The 17,698-nt window shown below is 39.2% G+C and carries 17 protein-coding genes; 13 read left to right on the top strand and 4 right to left on the bottom strand.

What is annotated here, in order from left to right:
• Positions 1 to 9: 9 nt before the first annotated feature.
• A complete protein-coding gene (locus AACZ88_RS09935) occupies positions 10 to 444 on the bottom strand; it encodes a cupin domain-containing protein (RefSeq protein ID WP_339709426.1) in 435 nt (144 codons plus the stop codon).
• 72 nt (positions 445 to 516) lie between these two features.
• Between AACZ88_RS09935 and AACZ88_RS09940 the strand changes: the two genes are divergently transcribed.
• The 3 genes from AACZ88_RS09940 to AACZ88_RS09950 all read left to right on the top strand — a co-directional run bounded on the left by AACZ88_RS09940 (position 517) and on the right by AACZ88_RS09950 (position 2,618).
• Complete coding sequence (locus tag AACZ88_RS09940) at positions 517 to 1,110, top strand: TetR/AcrR family transcriptional regulator (protein WP_339709428.1); 594 nt, start codon at positions 517 to 519, stop codon at positions 1,108 to 1,110.
• A 372-nt stretch (positions 1,111 to 1,482) separates the two neighbouring features.
• The gene (locus AACZ88_RS09945; RefSeq protein WP_339709430.1) at positions 1,483 to 1,959 is read left to right on the top strand and encodes a cupin domain-containing protein; all 477 of its coding nucleotides are present in this window, start codon (positions 1,483 to 1,485) and stop codon (positions 1,957 to 1,959) included.
• A gap of 458 nt (positions 1,960 to 2,417) precedes the next feature.
• Entirely contained in the window at positions 2,418 to 2,618 is a 201-nt protein-coding gene (locus AACZ88_RS09950; RefSeq protein ID WP_339709432.1) for a helix-turn-helix transcriptional regulator, read from the top strand.
• Positions 2,619 to 2,838: 220 nt separating this feature from the next.
• Here AACZ88_RS09950 and AACZ88_RS09955 read toward each other — a convergent pair whose 3' ends face one another.
• Positions 2,839 to 5,073, bottom strand: a complete 2,235-nt coding sequence (locus tag AACZ88_RS09955; protein WP_339709433.1) for an FUSC family membrane protein — start codon at positions 5,071 to 5,073, stop codon at positions 2,839 to 2,841.
• Positions 5,074 to 5,259: 186 nt separating this feature from the next.
• On the opposite strand from AACZ88_RS09955, the gene AACZ88_RS09960 reads away from it, so the two are divergent.
• The 8 genes from AACZ88_RS09960 (at position 5,260) to AACZ88_RS09995 (ending at position 14,358) form a co-directional block, all read left to right on the top strand.
• Entirely contained in the window at positions 5,260 to 5,631 is a 372-nt protein-coding gene (locus tag AACZ88_RS09960; RefSeq protein ID WP_339709435.1) for a hypothetical protein, read from the top strand.
• Between the two features lie 107 nt (positions 5,632 to 5,738).
• A complete protein-coding gene (locus AACZ88_RS09965; RefSeq protein ID WP_339709437.1) occupies positions 5,739 to 6,224 on the top strand; it encodes a hypothetical protein in 486 nt (161 codons plus the stop codon).
• Between the two features lie 264 nt (positions 6,225 to 6,488).
• Positions 6,489 to 8,411, top strand: a complete 1,923-nt coding sequence (locus tag AACZ88_RS09970; RefSeq protein ID WP_339709439.1) for a DUF294 nucleotidyltransferase-like domain-containing protein — start codon at positions 6,489 to 6,491, stop codon at positions 8,409 to 8,411.
• The gene (locus AACZ88_RS09975; protein WP_339709441.1) at positions 8,411 to 9,067 is read left to right on the top strand and encodes a 3'-5' exonuclease; all 657 of its coding nucleotides are present in this window, start codon (positions 8,411 to 8,413) and stop codon (positions 9,065 to 9,067) included. The genes AACZ88_RS09970 and AACZ88_RS09975 overlap by 1 nt, the downstream gene beginning before the upstream one ends.
• A gap of 39 nt (positions 9,068 to 9,106) precedes the next feature.
• On the top strand, positions 9,107 to 10,282 hold the full coding sequence (locus AACZ88_RS09980) for a P1 family peptidase (protein ID WP_339709443.1): 1,176 nt from the start codon (positions 9,107 to 9,109) through the stop codon (positions 10,280 to 10,282).
• Positions 10,283 to 10,383: 101 nt separating this feature from the next.
• Positions 10,384 to 10,755 (top strand): VOC family protein, encoded by a 372-nt coding sequence (locus AACZ88_RS09985; protein WP_339709445.1) that lies wholly within the window; start codon positions 10,384 to 10,386, stop codon positions 10,753 to 10,755.
• 582 nt (positions 10,756 to 11,337) lie between these two features.
• The gene (locus tag AACZ88_RS09990; protein ID WP_339709447.1) at positions 11,338 to 12,612 is read left to right on the top strand and encodes a DUF418 domain-containing protein; all 1,275 of its coding nucleotides are present in this window, start codon (positions 11,338 to 11,340) and stop codon (positions 12,610 to 12,612) included.
• Between the two features lie 228 nt (positions 12,613 to 12,840).
• Positions 12,841 to 14,358, top strand: a complete 1,518-nt coding sequence (locus AACZ88_RS09995) for a glycosyltransferase family 39 protein (protein ID WP_339709449.1) — start codon at positions 12,841 to 12,843, stop codon at positions 14,356 to 14,358.
• 102 nt (positions 14,359 to 14,460) lie between these two features.
• On the opposite strand, the gene AACZ88_RS10000 is transcribed toward AACZ88_RS09995, so the two are convergent.
• Both AACZ88_RS10000 and AACZ88_RS10005 read right to left on the bottom strand, forming a co-directional pair.
• A complete protein-coding gene (locus AACZ88_RS10000) occupies positions 14,461 to 15,414 on the bottom strand; it encodes a phosphoribosylaminoimidazolesuccinocarboxamide synthase (RefSeq protein ID WP_339709451.1) in 954 nt (317 codons plus the stop codon).
• Between the two features lie 72 nt (positions 15,415 to 15,486).
• Entirely contained in the window at positions 15,487 to 16,440 is a 954-nt protein-coding gene (locus AACZ88_RS10005; RefSeq protein ID WP_339709453.1) for a PhoH family protein, read from the bottom strand.
• A 127-nt stretch (positions 16,441 to 16,567) separates the two neighbouring features.
• Between AACZ88_RS10005 and AACZ88_RS10010 the strand changes: the two genes are divergently transcribed.
• On the top strand, positions 16,568 to 17,398 hold the full coding sequence (locus AACZ88_RS10010) for an SAM-dependent chlorinase/fluorinase (RefSeq protein ID WP_339709455.1): 831 nt from the start codon (positions 16,568 to 16,570) through the stop codon (positions 17,396 to 17,398).
• Positions 17,399 to 17,695: an antibiotic biosynthesis monooxygenase gene (locus tag AACZ88_RS10015; protein WP_339709457.1), complete on the top strand. Its 297-nt coding sequence runs from the start codon at positions 17,399 to 17,401 to the stop codon at positions 17,693 to 17,695.
• The last annotated feature ends 3 nt before the right edge of the window (positions 17,696 to 17,698 follow it).

Genomic DNA, 17,698 nt, shown 5'->3' on the forward strand with positions numbered 1-17,698 from the left:
TTCTGGATTTTAAACCTTTATTATCATATCAAATTCAGATGCTGTTGTCATCACTTTATTGATTACGGCCGCATCTAACGATTTTTCAGTTGCATTTTCTTCAGTTGCAGGAATACCCATTTGTTCGAAGAAATTTCTAAAACCTTTCGGGCTATGAATGTTTACCCATTTGCATGGTTTATCACTTTTGTTCCCGAAGGTATGTAAAGTCTTTGGGGGAATATCAACTGATTCGCCTGCCTTTACAATGGTTGTCTCACCATTTACCATGAACTCCATTTCGCCTTCAATCATCAAGAACGTTTCTTTATACGAATTATGAAAATGTGGTGGTGGCCCCGGTACTTTTGGAGGAGTTTCAGCTATCATAAGGTCGTAATCGCCGGTCGTTTCATGAGCTGTCACTTTATGACCCAACACCCATCTTGTATTGTTTAACTCCATTTCATGAGATATTTGTCTCACAAACTTAAGCGTTCATTTTTTATTTTCCAAATTTTATGGGATATTTGTCTCATGAACGAAAGCTACGTTAATTCAGGTCGTACAAATCAGAAATTAGAAACCAGAAGCAAAATTTTGGTCAGTGCCCAGTATTTTCTGAACAATGGATTGGAATTCAATCTTGAGGATATCGCAAAACGGACAAAAATTTCGCGAGCAACAGTCTACAGATACTTTCCCAATGTTGATATTTTGGCCGCAGAGGCCGCACTCGATATAATCCCTAAAAGTCCAGAAATAATTTGTAAAAACCTTAAGGGAACGAGCATGGAAGATAAGGCTCTTGAAATACAAGACTATTACAATACCCTTGTCATAGACCATGAAAAACTATTTCGAAAATACTTGAGCACCGTGCTGGATTTGAATATTTCTACTCCAAAAAGGGGTGCTAGAAGAAAGAAAACATTGCAGTTGCTCTTTGAGCAAACAAATTTTACAAATAAAGAAAAAGAAGACCTCTCAAACCTTTTTACGATTTTGATGGGCATAGAGCCGCTTGTAGTTACTAAAGATGTTTGCGGATTAAATAACAAGGAATCTATTGAACTTATGAAATGGGGAATAAAATTGTTATGTATTGGTTTTATGGACTCTAGAAAATAAAAAAGCCAGTTGCCAACACCGGTACCCGTTGCACAAGCCGTTACTACAGAAAAAACAGCTTTATCTACCTCTCTTTAAAAGACTTTTTTGCCGCCAGTCAGAGATAAAAACCAATTGTAGGTACTTTGCAAAACCGCCTATATATACAACAAGCTAGGGCATGCCCCTAAAATCGACAGCCACTAACCTCATATATAAAATACCGGTTTTTAGATTACAAATTTTAGCGTATTTTTAAACGGTAGCATACAAGACTTCCCCAATTTTTATCCTTGAATCCAAGACGGATAAAGCCATAGTTTGTGTCGATATAACAAATTGTACGCAAGAATAAAATTCGGAACTAACAAGAACTATATAAACTTTAAGAAAATGAAGAATTCAATAGTACTCCTGTTTATTTTAGCCTCTGTATCTGTATTTTCCCAAGACGCTGATTACAGTGTATCCTCCTATCTGACGGAAGGAACAAAAGCACCAAATACCCATTATATCGGAGAAGCTTGGTTGAATGCCATTATTCACGATGACGAGGAATTGGGTTATAATATCACAAAAGCTACTTTTAAAGCCAACTCAACCTTAGATTGGCACAAACACGGTTCTGCCCAAGTTTTAATAATTGTAGATGGAGAAGCATATTATCAGGAAAAAGGAAATGAACCTGTAATTCTGAAAAAAGGAGACGTAATTAAATGTGAAAAGGAAATTGAACATTGGCATTCCTCAACGAAATTTAGTGATGTAACATATTTAGCTTTATATGGTGGCGGACAACCAACAACTTGGACTGAAGTAGTGACCCGGGAATATTACGATAAAGTTGCTGAAAAGTTGAAAAGCAACTGATTATTTGAAATGCTCAAAATTCAAGGTAATTGGGAATAAAATTATTATGTATAGGTTTTATAGACGCTAGAAAATAAAAAAAGCCAATTGCCAACACCGATAACCGTCTTAAAAGCCTTTACCACAGGAAAACAGACTCATATGCCCCTCTTTACCAGCCTTTTTTGGTGTCAGTCAGCGGTAGACAAGTCAATTTTAGGTGTCTGGCGAAACCGCCCATATGTACAACAAGCCAGGGCATTGCAACTAATTAGCGCCTACCGAAAACCCTACTTACAAAAAATAAGTTTTTAACTTATATATTTTAGTGTATTTTTAAACAGTACAAAAGTGACTTCCCCAATTTTATCCCTGCGTCAAAATAGCTATATAACGACTTGGCAACAATTACAAAAAATTAAACAGTGAGAACGATTAGTTTATTCTTGCGAAGAAAACGCAATTTTAACATTTAACCAATGAACGAAAGCGAAATAAGGCGAATTTTTGAGCGGTCTAATCTTAGTCAGGCCGACTTTGCCGAAAGAATAGGCAAATCAACCAGAACATTTCAACATTATCTGAAAGGAGAGACAACGCCCAATAGCAGAGTGATAAGTAAATTAAAGGAGATTGAAACAGAACTTAAAGAAGATAGAACGAAAAACACTTCGTACTAACAACACCCGGATTTTAATGATATAAACGTTATCAACTACGTCTATAAGAATAAGGATAGGTTATGGGAATCTAGGTCTTTTAGATTGATAGTAGAATCTTTTTTTCTTGATTTGGAGATAGCCAAGGAACTAGAGAAAGAAAGGAAGATAAGAAAGGTACAGTAGGTTATTGTTGATGTCTATAAAATTCCTAGGCTAAATAGTGAAGCCTACTATAATTTCATTCAAACTTAATTTGTAACGTCAGTTTCCGCATTTTGGCACTTAGCCCCAACAACCATTGCAGTTGTTCCCAAACCAAATGGGCCTCTTGAAGGCTTCTTTGCTCCCCTTTTGAAAATACGTCGGCAGCACCCGTATCTTCCTTTGTAACACTAGCAAGGTGTTCTTTAAAAAGGTTTTTTGCACCTGTTTCTTCAGTGATATTTGCAGTTTCCGTAGACTGCAACGAAGCAAGCAGTTGATCCAAATTTTGTTCGATACGGTCGATGATCGTTTGAAACTGCGCTGAGGCTTCCGAGGTGGCATGCCCTTGTATATACGTACTTAACGACGCCAAAGACGATAAAAAAGTATGGTTAAGTGCCACCAGTTCATAGATTTCATCCCTATATTTCTGTTTCGATTTGGGCTCCTGAACCATACGTTGCAAAGCGGCACTTAGGTTCGAGGTTTCCAAAAAAGCTTCCTTTCGCGCTATTTTATAGGCCGTGGGTACTTTTCCTTTCTTTTGATAATACAGCGCTATCTGATCCAAGAAGTTCTTATTGGCCGCTACCCCACTTTTAATACTGTCCTTAATTTCAAGAAACCCCCAAGCGGGCCACAACCACAACGTAGCCAAAAAGGCCAATACCGCCCCGATCACCGTATCCAACACCCGATATTGTATCACGTTGAGTACATCGGTTCGAATAATGGCATAGATAAAAACAACACTCAGCGTAATAAACGTAGCCCCGATTTTATAGTTTTTTTGAACCATCGAAAAGGCAATGATCAACGATCCCAAACCTAATATACCCAACAGATAGGCGTTTTGCACCACGAGCACGATCAACGAAGCGATCGCCGCGCCGATCAGGGTACCGATGACCCGATCCTTAGAACGGGCTTTGGTGAGTCCGTAACTGGGCCGTAAGATAACGATGATGGTCAACAAGATCCAATAGGGGTTTTGAAAATCGAAAAGCGTACCCAAGGCATAGCCGACCATTACGGTGACCGCCAGCCGCAGCGAATGCTTAAAAATGGTCGATTTAAAACTTAGATTGCGCAGCAATAGTTTGGGGTCGTAATCGGGCGGGGCAACGAATTTTTCGGCGGTTTCCCTATCGATAAACTCCAGGTCTTCGGTATCGGAATTGCCCAGCAGCCATTTGATTTTTTTAAGTTTTTCAAACTGTTCTTCTTGATACTCGAACAAATTCTGAAGCATCAAAAAGTCTTCGATATGTTGTGCGGTGCCACTTTCCTTAAAGGTTAAAATCTCTAACTGTACGCGTTTAAAACATGCGGTCAATGTGCTGTTTTTGGGCAGTTTTTTAAGGTCAGATCCCGCATCGGCCACTTTTCGCAATTGATCCGACATCTCAAAGATCAGGTTCTGAAAGCTTTTGATATATTCGGGGTGCGCTTCTAACAGCACATCCATCTTATCATAATTCACAGGGTTGGCGACGGCGGTTTCCAACATTTCCACCAATTGTGCAAAAACCAACAACCGTTTGCTTTGATAGACCGAACGCCCCGAGCTTTTACGCGAAGAGATCAGAATATCACGCAAGGTTTCGTGATTGGTCGTCAATTTTTCCTGCAGCTCGTGCAAATGCGACTGCAAGGCTATGCGGTCTGCCTGCGGCCCTACCAATTTGCCCCGCGTTTCGAGAAATTCGGCGGTGAGCACATAGGTTTCCGTAAGCGTTTCTTCGGTCTGTCCTCTCGGGTTCAGGTGATGCCAGATGACCATCAACAGCAAATACCACAGTCCCCCGACCCCGGTCAAAAGGGCATATTGGTACACCTCGAGCTCTTGCGGATCATGGGCAAAGCTCAACACCAAGGCCAAAAGTCCGGAAAAACTGATCAACGACGCCCGAAACCCATAAACCGAGAGGTACGCAATGGCAAAAGAGAGCACGCCCAAAAGCGGAACCAGCACTACTGTAGCGATATCGAGGTAGCCTCCGATAAAACTCACCACCATGACCAGGGCCGCCGAAAACAAAATCCCGATTTTCTTATGCCGATAACTACCGCTAACGTCGCTGGGGGAACTCCAAAAGGCCCCGAAACAAAGGGCCAGGCCGATTTCTAAATGGCCCAATGCGATACACACTGAAATTGGTACCGTAACGGCAATAGCGATCAACAAGGCCTTTGAGAAACTACTGCTTTTCAGAATTTGCAGCAGTTCCTTATAGTTTTCGGAAAGGGTGGACATGAATGAATTCAAAACAGCGGATTTCGATGGCAAAGATAACGCTTAATGCTAAGCTTGTGACCGACCGCTACAGCGATGGCCGTATACCATAAATGTGACCAATAACCTACGGAATCGTGGTTTACAAAACGTAATAGCGGCTTTCCCAAATATTCTTAAAAAAACGGAATTGATCATACAAAGAATTATCTTTGCGGCGTGAAAACGTTAGTTAGAAATTTTATCGGATTTGCGTTGACCGCAATCTATTGCTTTGCCCTTGGCATGGTGATCAGTTCGTACGGTTCGACCGAATCCCCTACCGATTCACATCAGCACGGTGAAACCAATATTGCGGCGGTTTCAACCGCCTTGTTTTACCATACCCCCGAATCGGAAAGTGGGGTAACCACTGCCGATAACCACACGCCATCGAATGTAAAGAATCCGTTTGACAGCGTATGGGCTTTGGTAAACACGACCAATGTACTTTTCGAAAGTAAGTATGCGCAATACCTAAAAAGTTCGAAAAACTTTCTGATACACTATCGGAAAGCCGACCTTATTTTTCCCTTCCATTACTTCTGGTAATCCATTTGAAGTGCTTATTGTTTTTCAAACGAATTCGACATGAATTCGCAAGGCGCTGTGCTAACACGGCCCGCAGTTACAATTTATAAATTCAAAAGCTTAAAAAAATGGAATTAGCAAGTACCATCATCGGCGGTATTCTAGCCGCTGTCTGTGTTGTACCGTTTGTTTTAATAACACAAGGCAGAAAAAAAAGAGAGAAAAAAATGTTACAATCGTTGATCACTTTAGCCGATCAACACGATTGTAAAATAAGTGAACATGAATATTGCAGTGACTTTGTTATCGGAATCGATAAAACAAAGCAATACCTTTTCTTCTTTAAAAAAACGAAGACCGAAGAAACGTTGCAGTACGTGAACCTTAATGGTATCGAGCGTTGTAAGGTCAACAATATTGGCCACGTCGTTAGAAGCAAAGACGGAAACCATCGTGAAATAGACCGTCTTGAGTTAAGTTTTACCCCAAAAGCAAAAGACCGGCAAGAAATTGAATTCCAGTTTTACAATGTCGACGTAAATATGCAGCTTAGCGGAGAATTGCAAGCGGTTCAGAAATGGTCGAAAATTGTGGAGCTTCATCTTAAAAATTAAAATAGCAGCTACAGGCCCTGTGGTTCGGCCACAGGGCTTTTTATTAGTTTTTTAGTGTCCTCCCAAAAAAACAATTGCTTCCTCATAAGTAAAAATAGGTGCTTTACCTTGAAGCTGCCCGTATTGATGTCTTCACGAACAAACGACTAAAGAAAGCGGCTAATTGCCGAAACTCAAATGGATTGTCTGACACTTTTAGCACTAAATCGGTGCTTTTGAATGCTGCCCGATACGGACAACCAACTTTATCTTTAAATTTGTTTCATGAACAATACCATATCGCTTCGCGTTGCCGATTTTTTAAAGAACTTTCCGCCTTTTAATGTTTTGCGCCAAGAAGACTTAGAGCTACTTTCAGGAGAAGTTTCTATTGTTTATCGTGATAAGGACAATGCTGTTTTTCAAGAAAACGAGCCACCCCATGAACGTTTTTATGTCGTACACAAAGGAGCCGTCATCCTAAAAAATAAAGGCAACAATACGATAATCGACATGTGCGATGAAGGTGATATCTTCGGGCTACGCCCGTTGATTGCCAATGAAAATTATAAAATGGATGCCTTTGCGTACGAAGAGACCATTCTGTATGCCATCCCCTTAAACGTTTTTCGGCCGCTCACCCAAAATTACGAGGCGGTCGGCAATTTCCTGATTGAAAGTTTTGCCTCGAATACCCGAAACCCGTATGCGATAAAAACAAGTGCACCTTCGGAAACCAATGGTGTATTGAAAGAGGGCAATACGGCCGAGTCGGCATTATTCGACCTGCAACAGGTGACCTATTCAAAAAAGCTGGTCAGCTGTACCAAAGCGACTTCCATAAAGACCATTGCCGAACGAATGACCAAGAAAAAGGTGGGCGCCATGCTGGTCTTGGAAAACAAATTGCCCATTGGTATCATTACCGACAAAGACATTCGTAACAAGGTGGCGACGGGTACGTTTCCCATTACCGCCAAGGCTTCGGCCATTATGTCATCGCCCGTTATCACCTACCCCAACAAAATGACCATTGCCCAGGCACAAATGGCCATGATGAAAAGCAGTATCAGCCATTTATGCCTTACGACCGATGGTACGGCCAATAGCCCCGCCGAAGGTATTCTTTCAAAGCACGATTTGATGCTAACGCTGGGCAATAACCCCGCGGTTTTAATGAAGGGTATCAAAAGAGCGGGAAAAATCAAAAAAATTAAGCAGATACGCAAGGGCATTATGCAGTTGCTAAAGGGTTATTTAGACCAGAATATTCCCTTGACGCTGACCTCGCGTATTATCGCTGAACTGAACGATGCGTGTATCAAACAGGTGATAACACTATCGTTGGAAACCATGGATACGCCCCCACCCGTTAAATTTGCATGGCTGGCTATGGGAAGCCAAGGTCGCAGCGAGCAACTGTTACATACCGACCAAGATAATGCCCTAATTTTTGAAGATGTTACCGCGGAAAAATTACCGGAAACTACCGCGTATTTTGTAAAACTGGCCAAATATATCACGAGGGGATTGATGGAAATAGGCTACGAATACTGCCCTGCGGAAATGATGGCCTCGAACCCCGAATGGTGTCTCAGCCTTTCGCAATGGAAAACTTCGGTCTCGCACTGGATCGTCAACCCCGGACCCGATGAGGTACTGCTATCCTCCATATTCTTTGATTATAATTTGACCTATGGTGAAAAAGAGCTAGTCAATCAACTCACGGAGCATATCTTCGAAGAAACCTCGAAATACCCCATCTTTTTTCTCCATTTGGCGAGTGGGGCATTACAAAATCCATCTCCATCCGGCTTTTTCAGATCGTTTCTCGTAGAAGAAGATGGTGCCCACAAAGATTTCTTCGATCTCAAGCGAAGGGCGCTAATGCCGTTGGTCGATGCGGCGCGCGTGCTTATCCTCTCCCATAAAATTAAATCCATAAATAATACCGCCGGACGGTTTGAGCGATTGGCCGAACTGGAATCCAACAACCAAGAACTATTTTTAGCCTGCTCCTATGCCACAAAGGCACTGCTCAAATTTAGAACCAGGCAAGGCTTGCTCCATAACGACTCGGGACGCTTTATCGCCTTGGACAAACTAAGTAAGGAAGAAAAAATAAAACTAAAACGTACCTTTAAGACTATCAAAGAGTTACAAGAGTTGATCAAAGTACGGTTTAAGGTTACAAATCTGTTAGGATAATGCAGTTTTTTAAAAAGAAGAAAATACACTATCCCGATTTTTGGTACGCCTACGAAGACACCTTCAAACAAAAGCAGACCGCCGATCTCAAGGATATTCGTTTTGTGGTGCTCGATACCGAAACAACCGGATTCGATTATGGGGAAGACCGTATGCTCAGTATGGGCGCCCTGTCATTAAAAGATAACACGATTGCCGTAGGAGATTCTTTTGAAGTCTATTTAGATCAATATTTTTACCATGCAAAAAACGTAGAAATACATGGTATTTTAAGGGATGAGCGTAAGATTCGCGTTACCGAACTAGAGGCGCTGCAAAAATTTTTAGCATTTGTGGGCAATTCGGTCATCGTAGCGCATCATGCCGGTTTTGACATCACCATGATCAATTGCGCGCTGAGAAGACACGGTATGCCAAAACTGTTGAACAAAGTCTTGGACACCTCCAATCTATACAAAAGAACCTTGATACAATCTCCCTTATTAAAGAAAAAAGAGCAATATTCCTTAGATGAACTGGCCGATAAGTTCGATATTTCTAAAAGAGATCGGCATACCGCTTTGGGCGACACCTATATCACGGCCATTGCTTTTATTAAGATTTTGGAGAAGCTAAAAAAGAAAGGAAAGTTCAGTGTAAAAAAACTGTTGAAGTGAATGTGTACAATTGTTGTATCACATTATAAACCAACCAATATGACAAGAATATTTATAATTTTTTTATTATCGCTAATTTGTTTCCAATCTTATACGCAAAAACCAAGAGCAAGAGATTTAGGAGTTCCTTTTGTTGGTAAAACCGGGGAATTCAATGCTATTACGGATGTTAAAGGTGTAGAAGTCGGATACAGCACAATCATTTCCGGAAAAGGAGAAAACATCGTGGGCAAAGGACCTATAAGAACAGGAGTTACTGCAATATTTCCAAGAGGAAAGGCAAAAAAATTTAGTCCTGTTTATGCTAACTGGTATAGTCTTAATGGAAACGGAGAAATGACTGGTACAACTTGGGTTACTGAATCAGGTTTTTTAGAAACACCAATTATGATTACAAATACAAACAGTGTTGGTGAGGTCAGACAAGCTGTGCTAAAATGGTATGTTGATACAGATTGGTACAATGGAGAAGAATGGTGGTATACCTATCCGGTAGTAGCGGAAACATATGATGGATTTCTTAATGATATTTACGGATTTCATGTAAAGGAAAAGCATGTTATAGAAGCTATTGAAAATACCTCAGGTGGAAAGATTGCCGAAGGAAATGTTGGCGGGGGAACTGGGATGATGTGCTTGGGATTTAAAGGTGGAACCGGAACTTCTTCCAGAGTCATTAAAATTAAGGATTCATCGTATACAGTTGGAGCAATCGTTCAATCAAATTTTGGAGCGAAAAGAAATTTATCAATCGCTGGTGTTCCCGTTGGAATTGAATTAAGAGATACTTTAAATTATAAATTTAAGGCACCCCCAAAATCAAGGAGACAAGAAGGTGATGGTTCAATTATAGTAATCGTAGCGACAGATGCACCTCTTTTACCACATCAATTAAAGAGAATAGCCCAAAGAATTCCTTTAGGAATTGGTATTGTAGGCGGACGAGGAAGTAATGGTTCTGGCGATATTTTTTTAGCTTTCTCAACCGCAAATGAAAATGCATTTAATCGAGATGAAACTACAACCGTAAAGTCAATGTCGAATGACAAACTGACGCCAGTTTTCGAAGCAACCGTACAAGCCGTTGAGGAGGCAATTATTAATGCGATGGTAGCAGCTGAAACAATGGAAGGAATCAATGGGAATACAGCATATGCGCTTCCTCATGATTTACTTATCGAAACTCTAAACAAATATAATCGAATTAAAAAATAACGTGGTACAACAACACCTATTATTAATTGCGGTCAGATTTTCCCTTCTGAAAATCGACGCATATTCAGTATGATTAGATGCGGTAATTTAAAAAAAGTTGAATGATAAAAAATGAACCTATAATTGGCGTTTTCAATGTTGAAAAAAGTTCAAAATGGTATCAAAAATTGCTTAATTGCAATAGCAGTCACGGAGGCTCAACATTTGAAATGTTAACGGACAATACCGGAGAAGTTTTCCTTTGCTTGCATAAATGGGGAGAACATGAACACCCTACGCTCTCAAGTCCTCAAATACCACCTGGGAATGGACTAATCTTGTATTTGAGAGTGGAAGACTTAAATAAAGTTTGGAATAATGCCAAGGAACTGAAATTAGAAATGGAAGAAGCCCGACATATGAATCCGAATTCCGGAAAAGAGCAATTTTGTCTGCGAGATTTGGATGGATATTACTTGATGATAACGGAATAAAAACTACCGCCAGCACAGTGCATAAAAAATAGCTAATAAATGCTAAACCGAATGGTTTATCCTCATTTGCAAAGGCCTTCAGGTTTTTAATTTGGCTTTAAAAAAAAGCTTTAGCCGGGACGTTGTATGTCATTTGACAAAACTAAGCAACAGAATAACCATCATAGGTAAAAATTAAACCATTCAGAATATCAATACTAGCTTTATTTGCATTACTTCTATCTTGTCATACTAAAATTAAAGAGAATTTTAGCCTTGAATGTCAATTAAACGAATGGATTGAAAACTTCGAGGGCAATGCTCATTTATACGCAAAAAACCTTACCACTAGGTTTACATCTCCGCTTCTTTAAAAGGAAAATACATCGGTGCCTTAGAAATGGGAAATGGAGTATGCAGGGTGTTTTATAGAAACGTGTTTTTAGGCTACTTTAACGAAAATGAATTAAGAACCACAGAACAATCAACAAGGTTGGATACTAATTTAGTGTAAACCCTAATCTATAACTTTTGTAAAGGATGTATCTTAACGAACATTTAAAAAATGAAGTTTACCCTTTTTTACTTCAATAAGAATAATTTATGAAGACCGGAACCAACCAACCAGCACCTATAAAAGGAACGAATCGAATCGCGTACCTTGATATTTTAAGAGGTATTGCCATCTTCTTTATTTTATGCGCAAACATTGTTTATTTTTCCGGGTATTTTGATTATCCCATAGAAAATAGACTGGGCTCGGCATTCTTTATTATCGATGATTATTTTGAATTAATCATGTATACACTTGTTGATGGTAAATTCTATTCTATTTTCTCATTATTGTTTGGAATAGGTTGTGTCATACAATACAAAAACTTAAAAAAGCACAATAAACCTTTTGCCCAATTTTTTAGACGAAGAATGCTCTGGCTTCTGATGATTGGATTAATTCATTTGATATTTCTCTGGATGGGAGACATCTTAACACTATATGCCATACTAGGATTAACACTTATTTGGTTTGTTAATTTAAGTAACAGCCAATTATTGAAATATGCTGTGATTTTAATTTTACTGCCTATCGTTAATTGGCTAATTATTAACGCTATCGGGTGGAATTACCCTTTGTATTTTTATGATTTAAACCTACAGTACAATCAAAGTTTGGGTCTCCCGATTTCAGAGTGGCAAGGAGTCTTAATGACAGATTTTATAGCATATCTGGAAAGTAATAGTCTTTTAGATTTTTTTAAAGTTAATATCGGAAATGCTATAATTCGCTTAGCAGATATTTTAAATGAAGGTAGAGCCTTTAAGGTTTTAGGTATATTTCTTATTGGTCTTTGGGCTGGAAGAAAAATTCTAGATGAAAATATATTAGACAATACGTCCTTTTTAAAAAAGGTTGCTATTTGGGGTATTTGCATAGGACTCCCAATTAGTATTATTAGAACAGGTATCACCTATTTTTCTAATCATGACATATTTTGGTCACTTATGAAAACATTGAGCTACGCCTTTGGTACTGTTCCTCTAGCAATTGGTTATGTTGCTTTACTAGCACTTTTGTATAAAAAAAGAAATACATTTTTAAAATGGTTTGCTCCTGTTGGCAAAATGGCCTTAACAAACTATTTACTTCAAACCTTGTTAGCTACAACGCTGTTCTATGGCATTGGCTTTGGTTTTGTCGGAAAATTCGGATATACCCTAAACATAGGAATTGCAGTGATAATATTCAGCTTACAAGTTGTATGTAGCAAATGGTGGCTGAAGACTCATCAATTTGGACCAATGGAATGGATCTGGAGACAACTTACTTATGGCAAAAGAATAAAAAATAAAATAGGATTAATTTCTTTTAAAACAAAGTAAAAACATGCTACAGCACGAGCTACAAACAATAGGGCCTCGGGCTTATCTGAAAGGTTTGTGCATTTTTATGAATGCCGCAAAATCTTTTGGAGTTTGCTTTGGCCAAAAAAAGAAAAAACAAAACAATAAGCTTTAGCTTCGTGAACAGACGGAAACGAAAAGTGTCCTTACTTCCGCACTACGCTAAGCCGAGATGTTGTGTGCCCTTTAAAAAAACCGAAATAATAAGTGAATAGACAGACGAAACTTGTAATATTTGCTTTTTGCATCGTCAAATTGGCGCTTCATTTAATAGCTGACAGCAATTCAGGTTTTCAAGGAGACGAACTGCTTCATATTGAAACAGGAAATCATCTTGCCTTTGGATTTATGGAATTTCCACCAATAATTGGAGTTTTGGCATTCATCCAAAACTTGTTCCAATCGGAGTCCATTTTCGTTCACCACATTTTTTCGCACCTTGCTGCAATTCTCATTCTCATTTTTGTTTCCAAAATCACTGTAGAATTAGGCGGAAAGACAAAAGCTGTTTTTTTGGTTTTGTTGTGTTTCATCATTGCACCGGCATTTTTACGTTCACAACAGTTATTTCAACCAGTGGTTTTTAGCCAATTGTTTTGGGTTCTGAACTTCTTCTTTCTGACTAAATATGTTAAAAGTCTTGAACGAAAATATTTGTGGTTACTGACTTTTGGCGCTGTATTGGCATTTTTGACTAAATACGATGCTGTATTTTTCATTTTCGGAGTTTCATCCCTATTGTTTTTTAAATCGACAAGGCAAGCATTAATAAAGCAAAATTTTTGGTGGAATATTATCGTTTTTATCATTTTGATAAGCTCAAATATCATTTGGCAAATCGTCAATGATTTTCCCGTTCTAAAAATGTTTGACCGACTTTATGAAACCCAGTTGAATAGACAGACACCCTCAGAGGTTTTATCAGACCTTCTTATGGCATTGAATCCTTTAACATTGCTCATTACTATTCCAGCAATCGTTTCAATGTTCCATCATTCAATGAGAAACTATAGACCTTCAACGGTATCAATTCTATTATCTACTATCTTTTTAGCTTTCAGTCAAGGTAAGGGATATTACTTTTATCCTATTGCACTGACAGTTTTACCGTTTGGCGGCATATTTTGGGAACAAATTATGCTGCCAAAAAGAAAATGGTTGATTTATCCAATCGGAATTTTACTTGCCATTGGGGTCATTTTGATTCCATTTGGGATGCCTGTATTTCCATTGGAAAGTTATTTAAAACACGACTATCCCTATGAAAACAGAGATGTTGTAAAGGGAGGTCAATTCAATGTCAGATTTGAGGAAAGGTATTCAAAAGAGAAATGGGCTGTTACTTTAAAGGAATTGAAAACTGTATACGACAGCCTACCAAATCCAGAAAAAAACAACACCATAATTTGGGGGAAACATTACGCACAGGCAGGAGCAGTGAATGTGTTTAACGGGAGATATGATTTACCAAAAGCATATTCTTTACACGGTAGTTTCTACAATTGGGTTCCAAAAGGAGATATGCCCGAAACGACAATTTGTTTAGGTTACAATGTTGGCGACTTTTTTAATGAGTATTTTGAGGAAGTTACTATAGTAAAAACCATTTACAATCCCTATTCGGAGAATGAAGAAGAGTTACATCAACATATCTACATCTGCAAAAAACCAAAACACTCCTATGACGAGCTAAAAACATTATTCAAAGACAGAGTATTTGAATAAAAAAACGGACACACAATATATGTACAAGCGTAATACGGGCGAAAAGTGCTTAAACAAAGGCTTTTGTTTCTTAACTCTGCCCTGCTTTTCATAAACTGACCGTTATACTTCCTTCAAATATTTTAAAACGTTTTCCGAAATACGTTCTTGTATGTTCGAAATATCGGCCTTTACAAAGGTTTCACCAGTAATATTCTCGTAAAGTTCTATATAGCGGTCTGAAACCGATGCAATATAATCATCGGTCATTTCGGGTAGAGTTTGGCCTTCAAGCCCTTGAAAACCATTGCTGATCAACCATTGGCGTACAAATTCCTTCGAAAGTTGTTTTTGAGCTTCTCCCCTATCTTGACGTTCTTGATAATCTTCCGCATAAAAATATCGGGAAGAATCAGGGGTATGAATTTCATCGATCAAGACAATCTTGCCATCCTTGGTCTTTCCGAACTCGTATTTGGTATCTACTAGAATCAGCCCACGTTTGGCGGCAATTTCGGTACCCCGCTGAAATAAGGCCTTTGTATATTGCTCCAATACACTATAATCCTCTTCCGATACAATTTTGCGACTCAGAATATTTTCCTTTGATATATCTTCGTCATGATCTCCCATTTCCGCTTTAGTGGCCGGGGTAATGATCGGCTCGGGAAATTTATCGTTCTCTTTCATACCCTCGGGCATCGGAACACCACAAATAAGTCGCCTCCCAGCTTTATACTCGCGAGCGGCATGACCTGACAGATATCCACGGATAACCATTTCTACCTTAAAGGTATCGCAAGCATGGCCCACAGCCACATTGGGGTCTGGAGTGCCCATCAACCAATTCGGTACGATATCTTCTGTCGCCGCCATCATCTTAGTCGCAATCTGATTGAGAATTTGTCCTTTATAGGGTATGCCCTTCGGCATCACCACATCAAATGCAGATAATCGATCGGTAGCGACCATTACCAAAACGTCATTTTTCAAAGTATACACTTCACGAACTTTTCCCTTATAAACACTTTGCTGTCCAGGAAAATTAAAATCGGTACTTGTAATGGTATTGCTCATTCTGATTTGATGTTCGATTGCTGGTTTTAATTAAAAATATTGGGCCCTTCAAACAGGTGCCTTCCGATTTCGCTAATTCTGGTGTTCGATATTCTTATAGGCATCGATCACCTTCTTGACCAAGCGATGTCTAATAACATCTTTATCATCAAGATAAATAATTTCGATTCCCGCTACATTGGTGAGCACCAAAAGTGCTTCCTTGAGTCCGGAAATGACCCTTCGCGGCAAATCAATTTGTCCCGGATCGCCCGTTATCAGAAATTTGGCATCTTTCCCCATTCGGGTCAAGAACATTTTCATTTGTGCATGCGTGGTATTCTGGGCTTCATCTAAAATCACAAAGGCATGATCCAATGTTCTACCCCGCATAAATGCCATCGGAGCAATTTGAATGGTTCCGTTTTCAATGTAGTGTGCCAATTTTTCGGGTGCGATCATATCACGCAAAGCGTCATACAATGGTTGCATATAAGGGTCTAACTTCTCTTTTAGATCACCGGGAAGAAACCCTAAATTCTCGCCTGCCTCGACCGCAGGTCTTGTTAAGATAATTCGACGTACCTGCTTTTCTTTCAGTGCTTTTACCGCCAAAGCCACACCGGTATAAGTCTTTCCTGTACCGGCCGGGCCAATGGCAAATACCATATCGTTCTTTTTAGAGGCATCGACCAATTTGCGCTGGTTGACCGTTCTTGCCTTGATCAGGCGACCACTGACCCCATGTACTAAAGTCTCACCGCTCTCTTGTGATGATTCGTAATCTTCTTTGGTATTACTGGTAAGTACCCTTTCGATTACGTTCTCATCCAATTTGTTATACTTGGTCACATGGGCCGTCAACATCTTAAAACGCCTGTCGAACTCATTCAGTAATTCATCATCGCCATAGACCTTTATTTTATTCCCCCTCGCTACAATTTTTAGCTTCGGAAAATATTTTTTTAATAAATCTATATTTTCGTTCTGTTGCCCAAAAAACTCCCTTGGGCTTATTTCAGTAAGTTCTAGAATAAGTTCGTTCAAAAATTGGAAGATTTAAATTAAACCCGTTGAATATTAATTTCGCTTGGCTATTTTTTTGTTTAATTTTGTTTAACAAACTTAAGTAAAAATTCAGTTTGCATTACCAAAAACATATCAACATTGCTGTATGGCAATTATAACGCTAACGACCGATTTTGGACTTAAGGATTATTTTGTAGGCACCCTAAAAGGTACGATTTACAAAGAACTACCAGATGCCAAAATCGTAGACATTTCCCACGACATTAATCCCTTTAACATTCAAGAATGTGCCTATATTCTTGAGAATTCGTACAAAAGTTTTCCTGAGGGCACTATTCATATTGTTGGGGTCGATGCCGAACCTACACCTGAAAACCAGCACATTGCCGTGTTGGTAGATGGGCATTATTTTATAACGGCGAACAACGGGGTAATAGGTTTGATAACTTCCGAAATTCAACCCGAAAAAGTGGTGGAAATCAAGATTCCCAATCCAGATTATGGTTCTTTCCCCGTTCGTGACGTATTTGTAAAAGTAGCCTGCCATATTGCACGAGGCGGAACCTTGGATGTTGTGGGTAGGCACTTTGATGGGTTGCGTGATCTTCGCGGGTTCTCACCAAGTGTTACCGATAATGGAAACAAAATAAGCGGCAGCGTCATTTACATTGATAATTACGGGAACGTGGTAACCAATATTCACAAAAATTTCTTTGAGGCCTATAGAAAAGGAAGGTCTTTTGAGTTGAGCGCACGAACTACGAAAATCAAACAAATTCACAATACCTATAGTGATATCATCAATTTTGATCTAGAAAGAAGTAAACGAAAAGGTGCGGGCGACGTGTTGGCGATTTTCAACTCCGCTAATTATGTTGAATTGGCCATTTACAAAAGTGATTTGAATACTGTCGGCGGAGCCTCTACCCTGCTGGGGTTGGATTATAGAGATACTATCACCATCAATTTTATATAAATGCTGGTACGAATTGTAAAACTCACATTTAAAAGGGAAAATATTACTAGTTTTGAGCACATTTTTCAGAAGACCAAACAAGGTATTCGTGCTTTTGAAGGCTGTAGGTACTTGGAATTGTATCAAGACAAAGCTGATGACCGTATATTTTTCACCTATAGTCATTGGGAAAATGAGCAAAGTTTGGAGGCTTATCGCGGCTCATCTTTTTTTAAGGAAGTATGGGGCCAGACCAAACCGCTTTTTTCTGCAAAACCGGAAGCATGGAGCGTTAATCGAATAGAGACTTTAAACTGATAG

The organism is uncultured Kriegella sp., from assembly GCF_963975415.1.
Lineage (GTDB): Bacteria > Bacteroidota > Bacteroidia > Flavobacteriales > Flavobacteriaceae > Kriegella.

Bases quoted from the DNA above. Each gene is read 5' to 3' on its own strand.
- AACZ88_RS09935 (WP_339709426.1), bottom strand. From the start codon at position 444: ATGGAGTTAAACAATACAAGATGGGTGTTGGGTCATAAAGTGACAGCT.
- AACZ88_RS09940 (WP_339709428.1), top strand. From the start codon at position 517: ATGAACGAAAGCTACGTTAATTCAGGTCGTACAAATCAGAAATTAGAA.
- AACZ88_RS09945 (WP_339709430.1), top strand. From the start codon at position 1,483: ATGAAGAATTCAATAGTACTCCTGTTTATTTTAGCCTCTGTATCTGTA.
- AACZ88_RS09950 (WP_339709432.1), top strand. From the start codon at position 2,418: ATGAACGAAAGCGAAATAAGGCGAATTTTTGAGCGGTCTAATCTTAGT.
- AACZ88_RS09965 (WP_339709437.1), top strand. From the start codon at position 5,739: ATGGAATTAGCAAGTACCATCATCGGCGGTATTCTAGCCGCTGTCTGT.
- AACZ88_RS09970 (WP_339709439.1), top strand. From the start codon at position 6,489: ATGAACAATACCATATCGCTTCGCGTTGCCGATTTTTTAAAGAACTTT.
- AACZ88_RS09975 (WP_339709441.1), top strand. From the start codon at position 8,411: ATGCAGTTTTTTAAAAAGAAGAAAATACACTATCCCGATTTTTGGTAC.
- AACZ88_RS09980 (WP_339709443.1), top strand. From the start codon at position 9,107: ATGACAAGAATATTTATAATTTTTTTATTATCGCTAATTTGTTTCCAA.
- AACZ88_RS09985 (WP_339709445.1), top strand. From the start codon at position 10,384: ATGATAAAAAATGAACCTATAATTGGCGTTTTCAATGTTGAAAAAAGT.
- AACZ88_RS09990 (WP_339709447.1), top strand. From the start codon at position 11,338: ATGAAGACCGGAACCAACCAACCAGCACCTATAAAAGGAACGAATCGA.
- AACZ88_RS10000 (WP_339709451.1), bottom strand. From the start codon at position 15,414: ATGAGCAATACCATTACAAGTACCGATTTTAATTTTCCTGGACAGCAA.
- AACZ88_RS10010 (WP_339709455.1), top strand. From the start codon at position 16,568: ATGGCAATTATAACGCTAACGACCGATTTTGGACTTAAGGATTATTTT.
- AACZ88_RS10015 (WP_339709457.1), top strand. From the start codon at position 17,399: ATGCTGGTACGAATTGTAAAACTCACATTTAAAAGGGAAAATATTACT.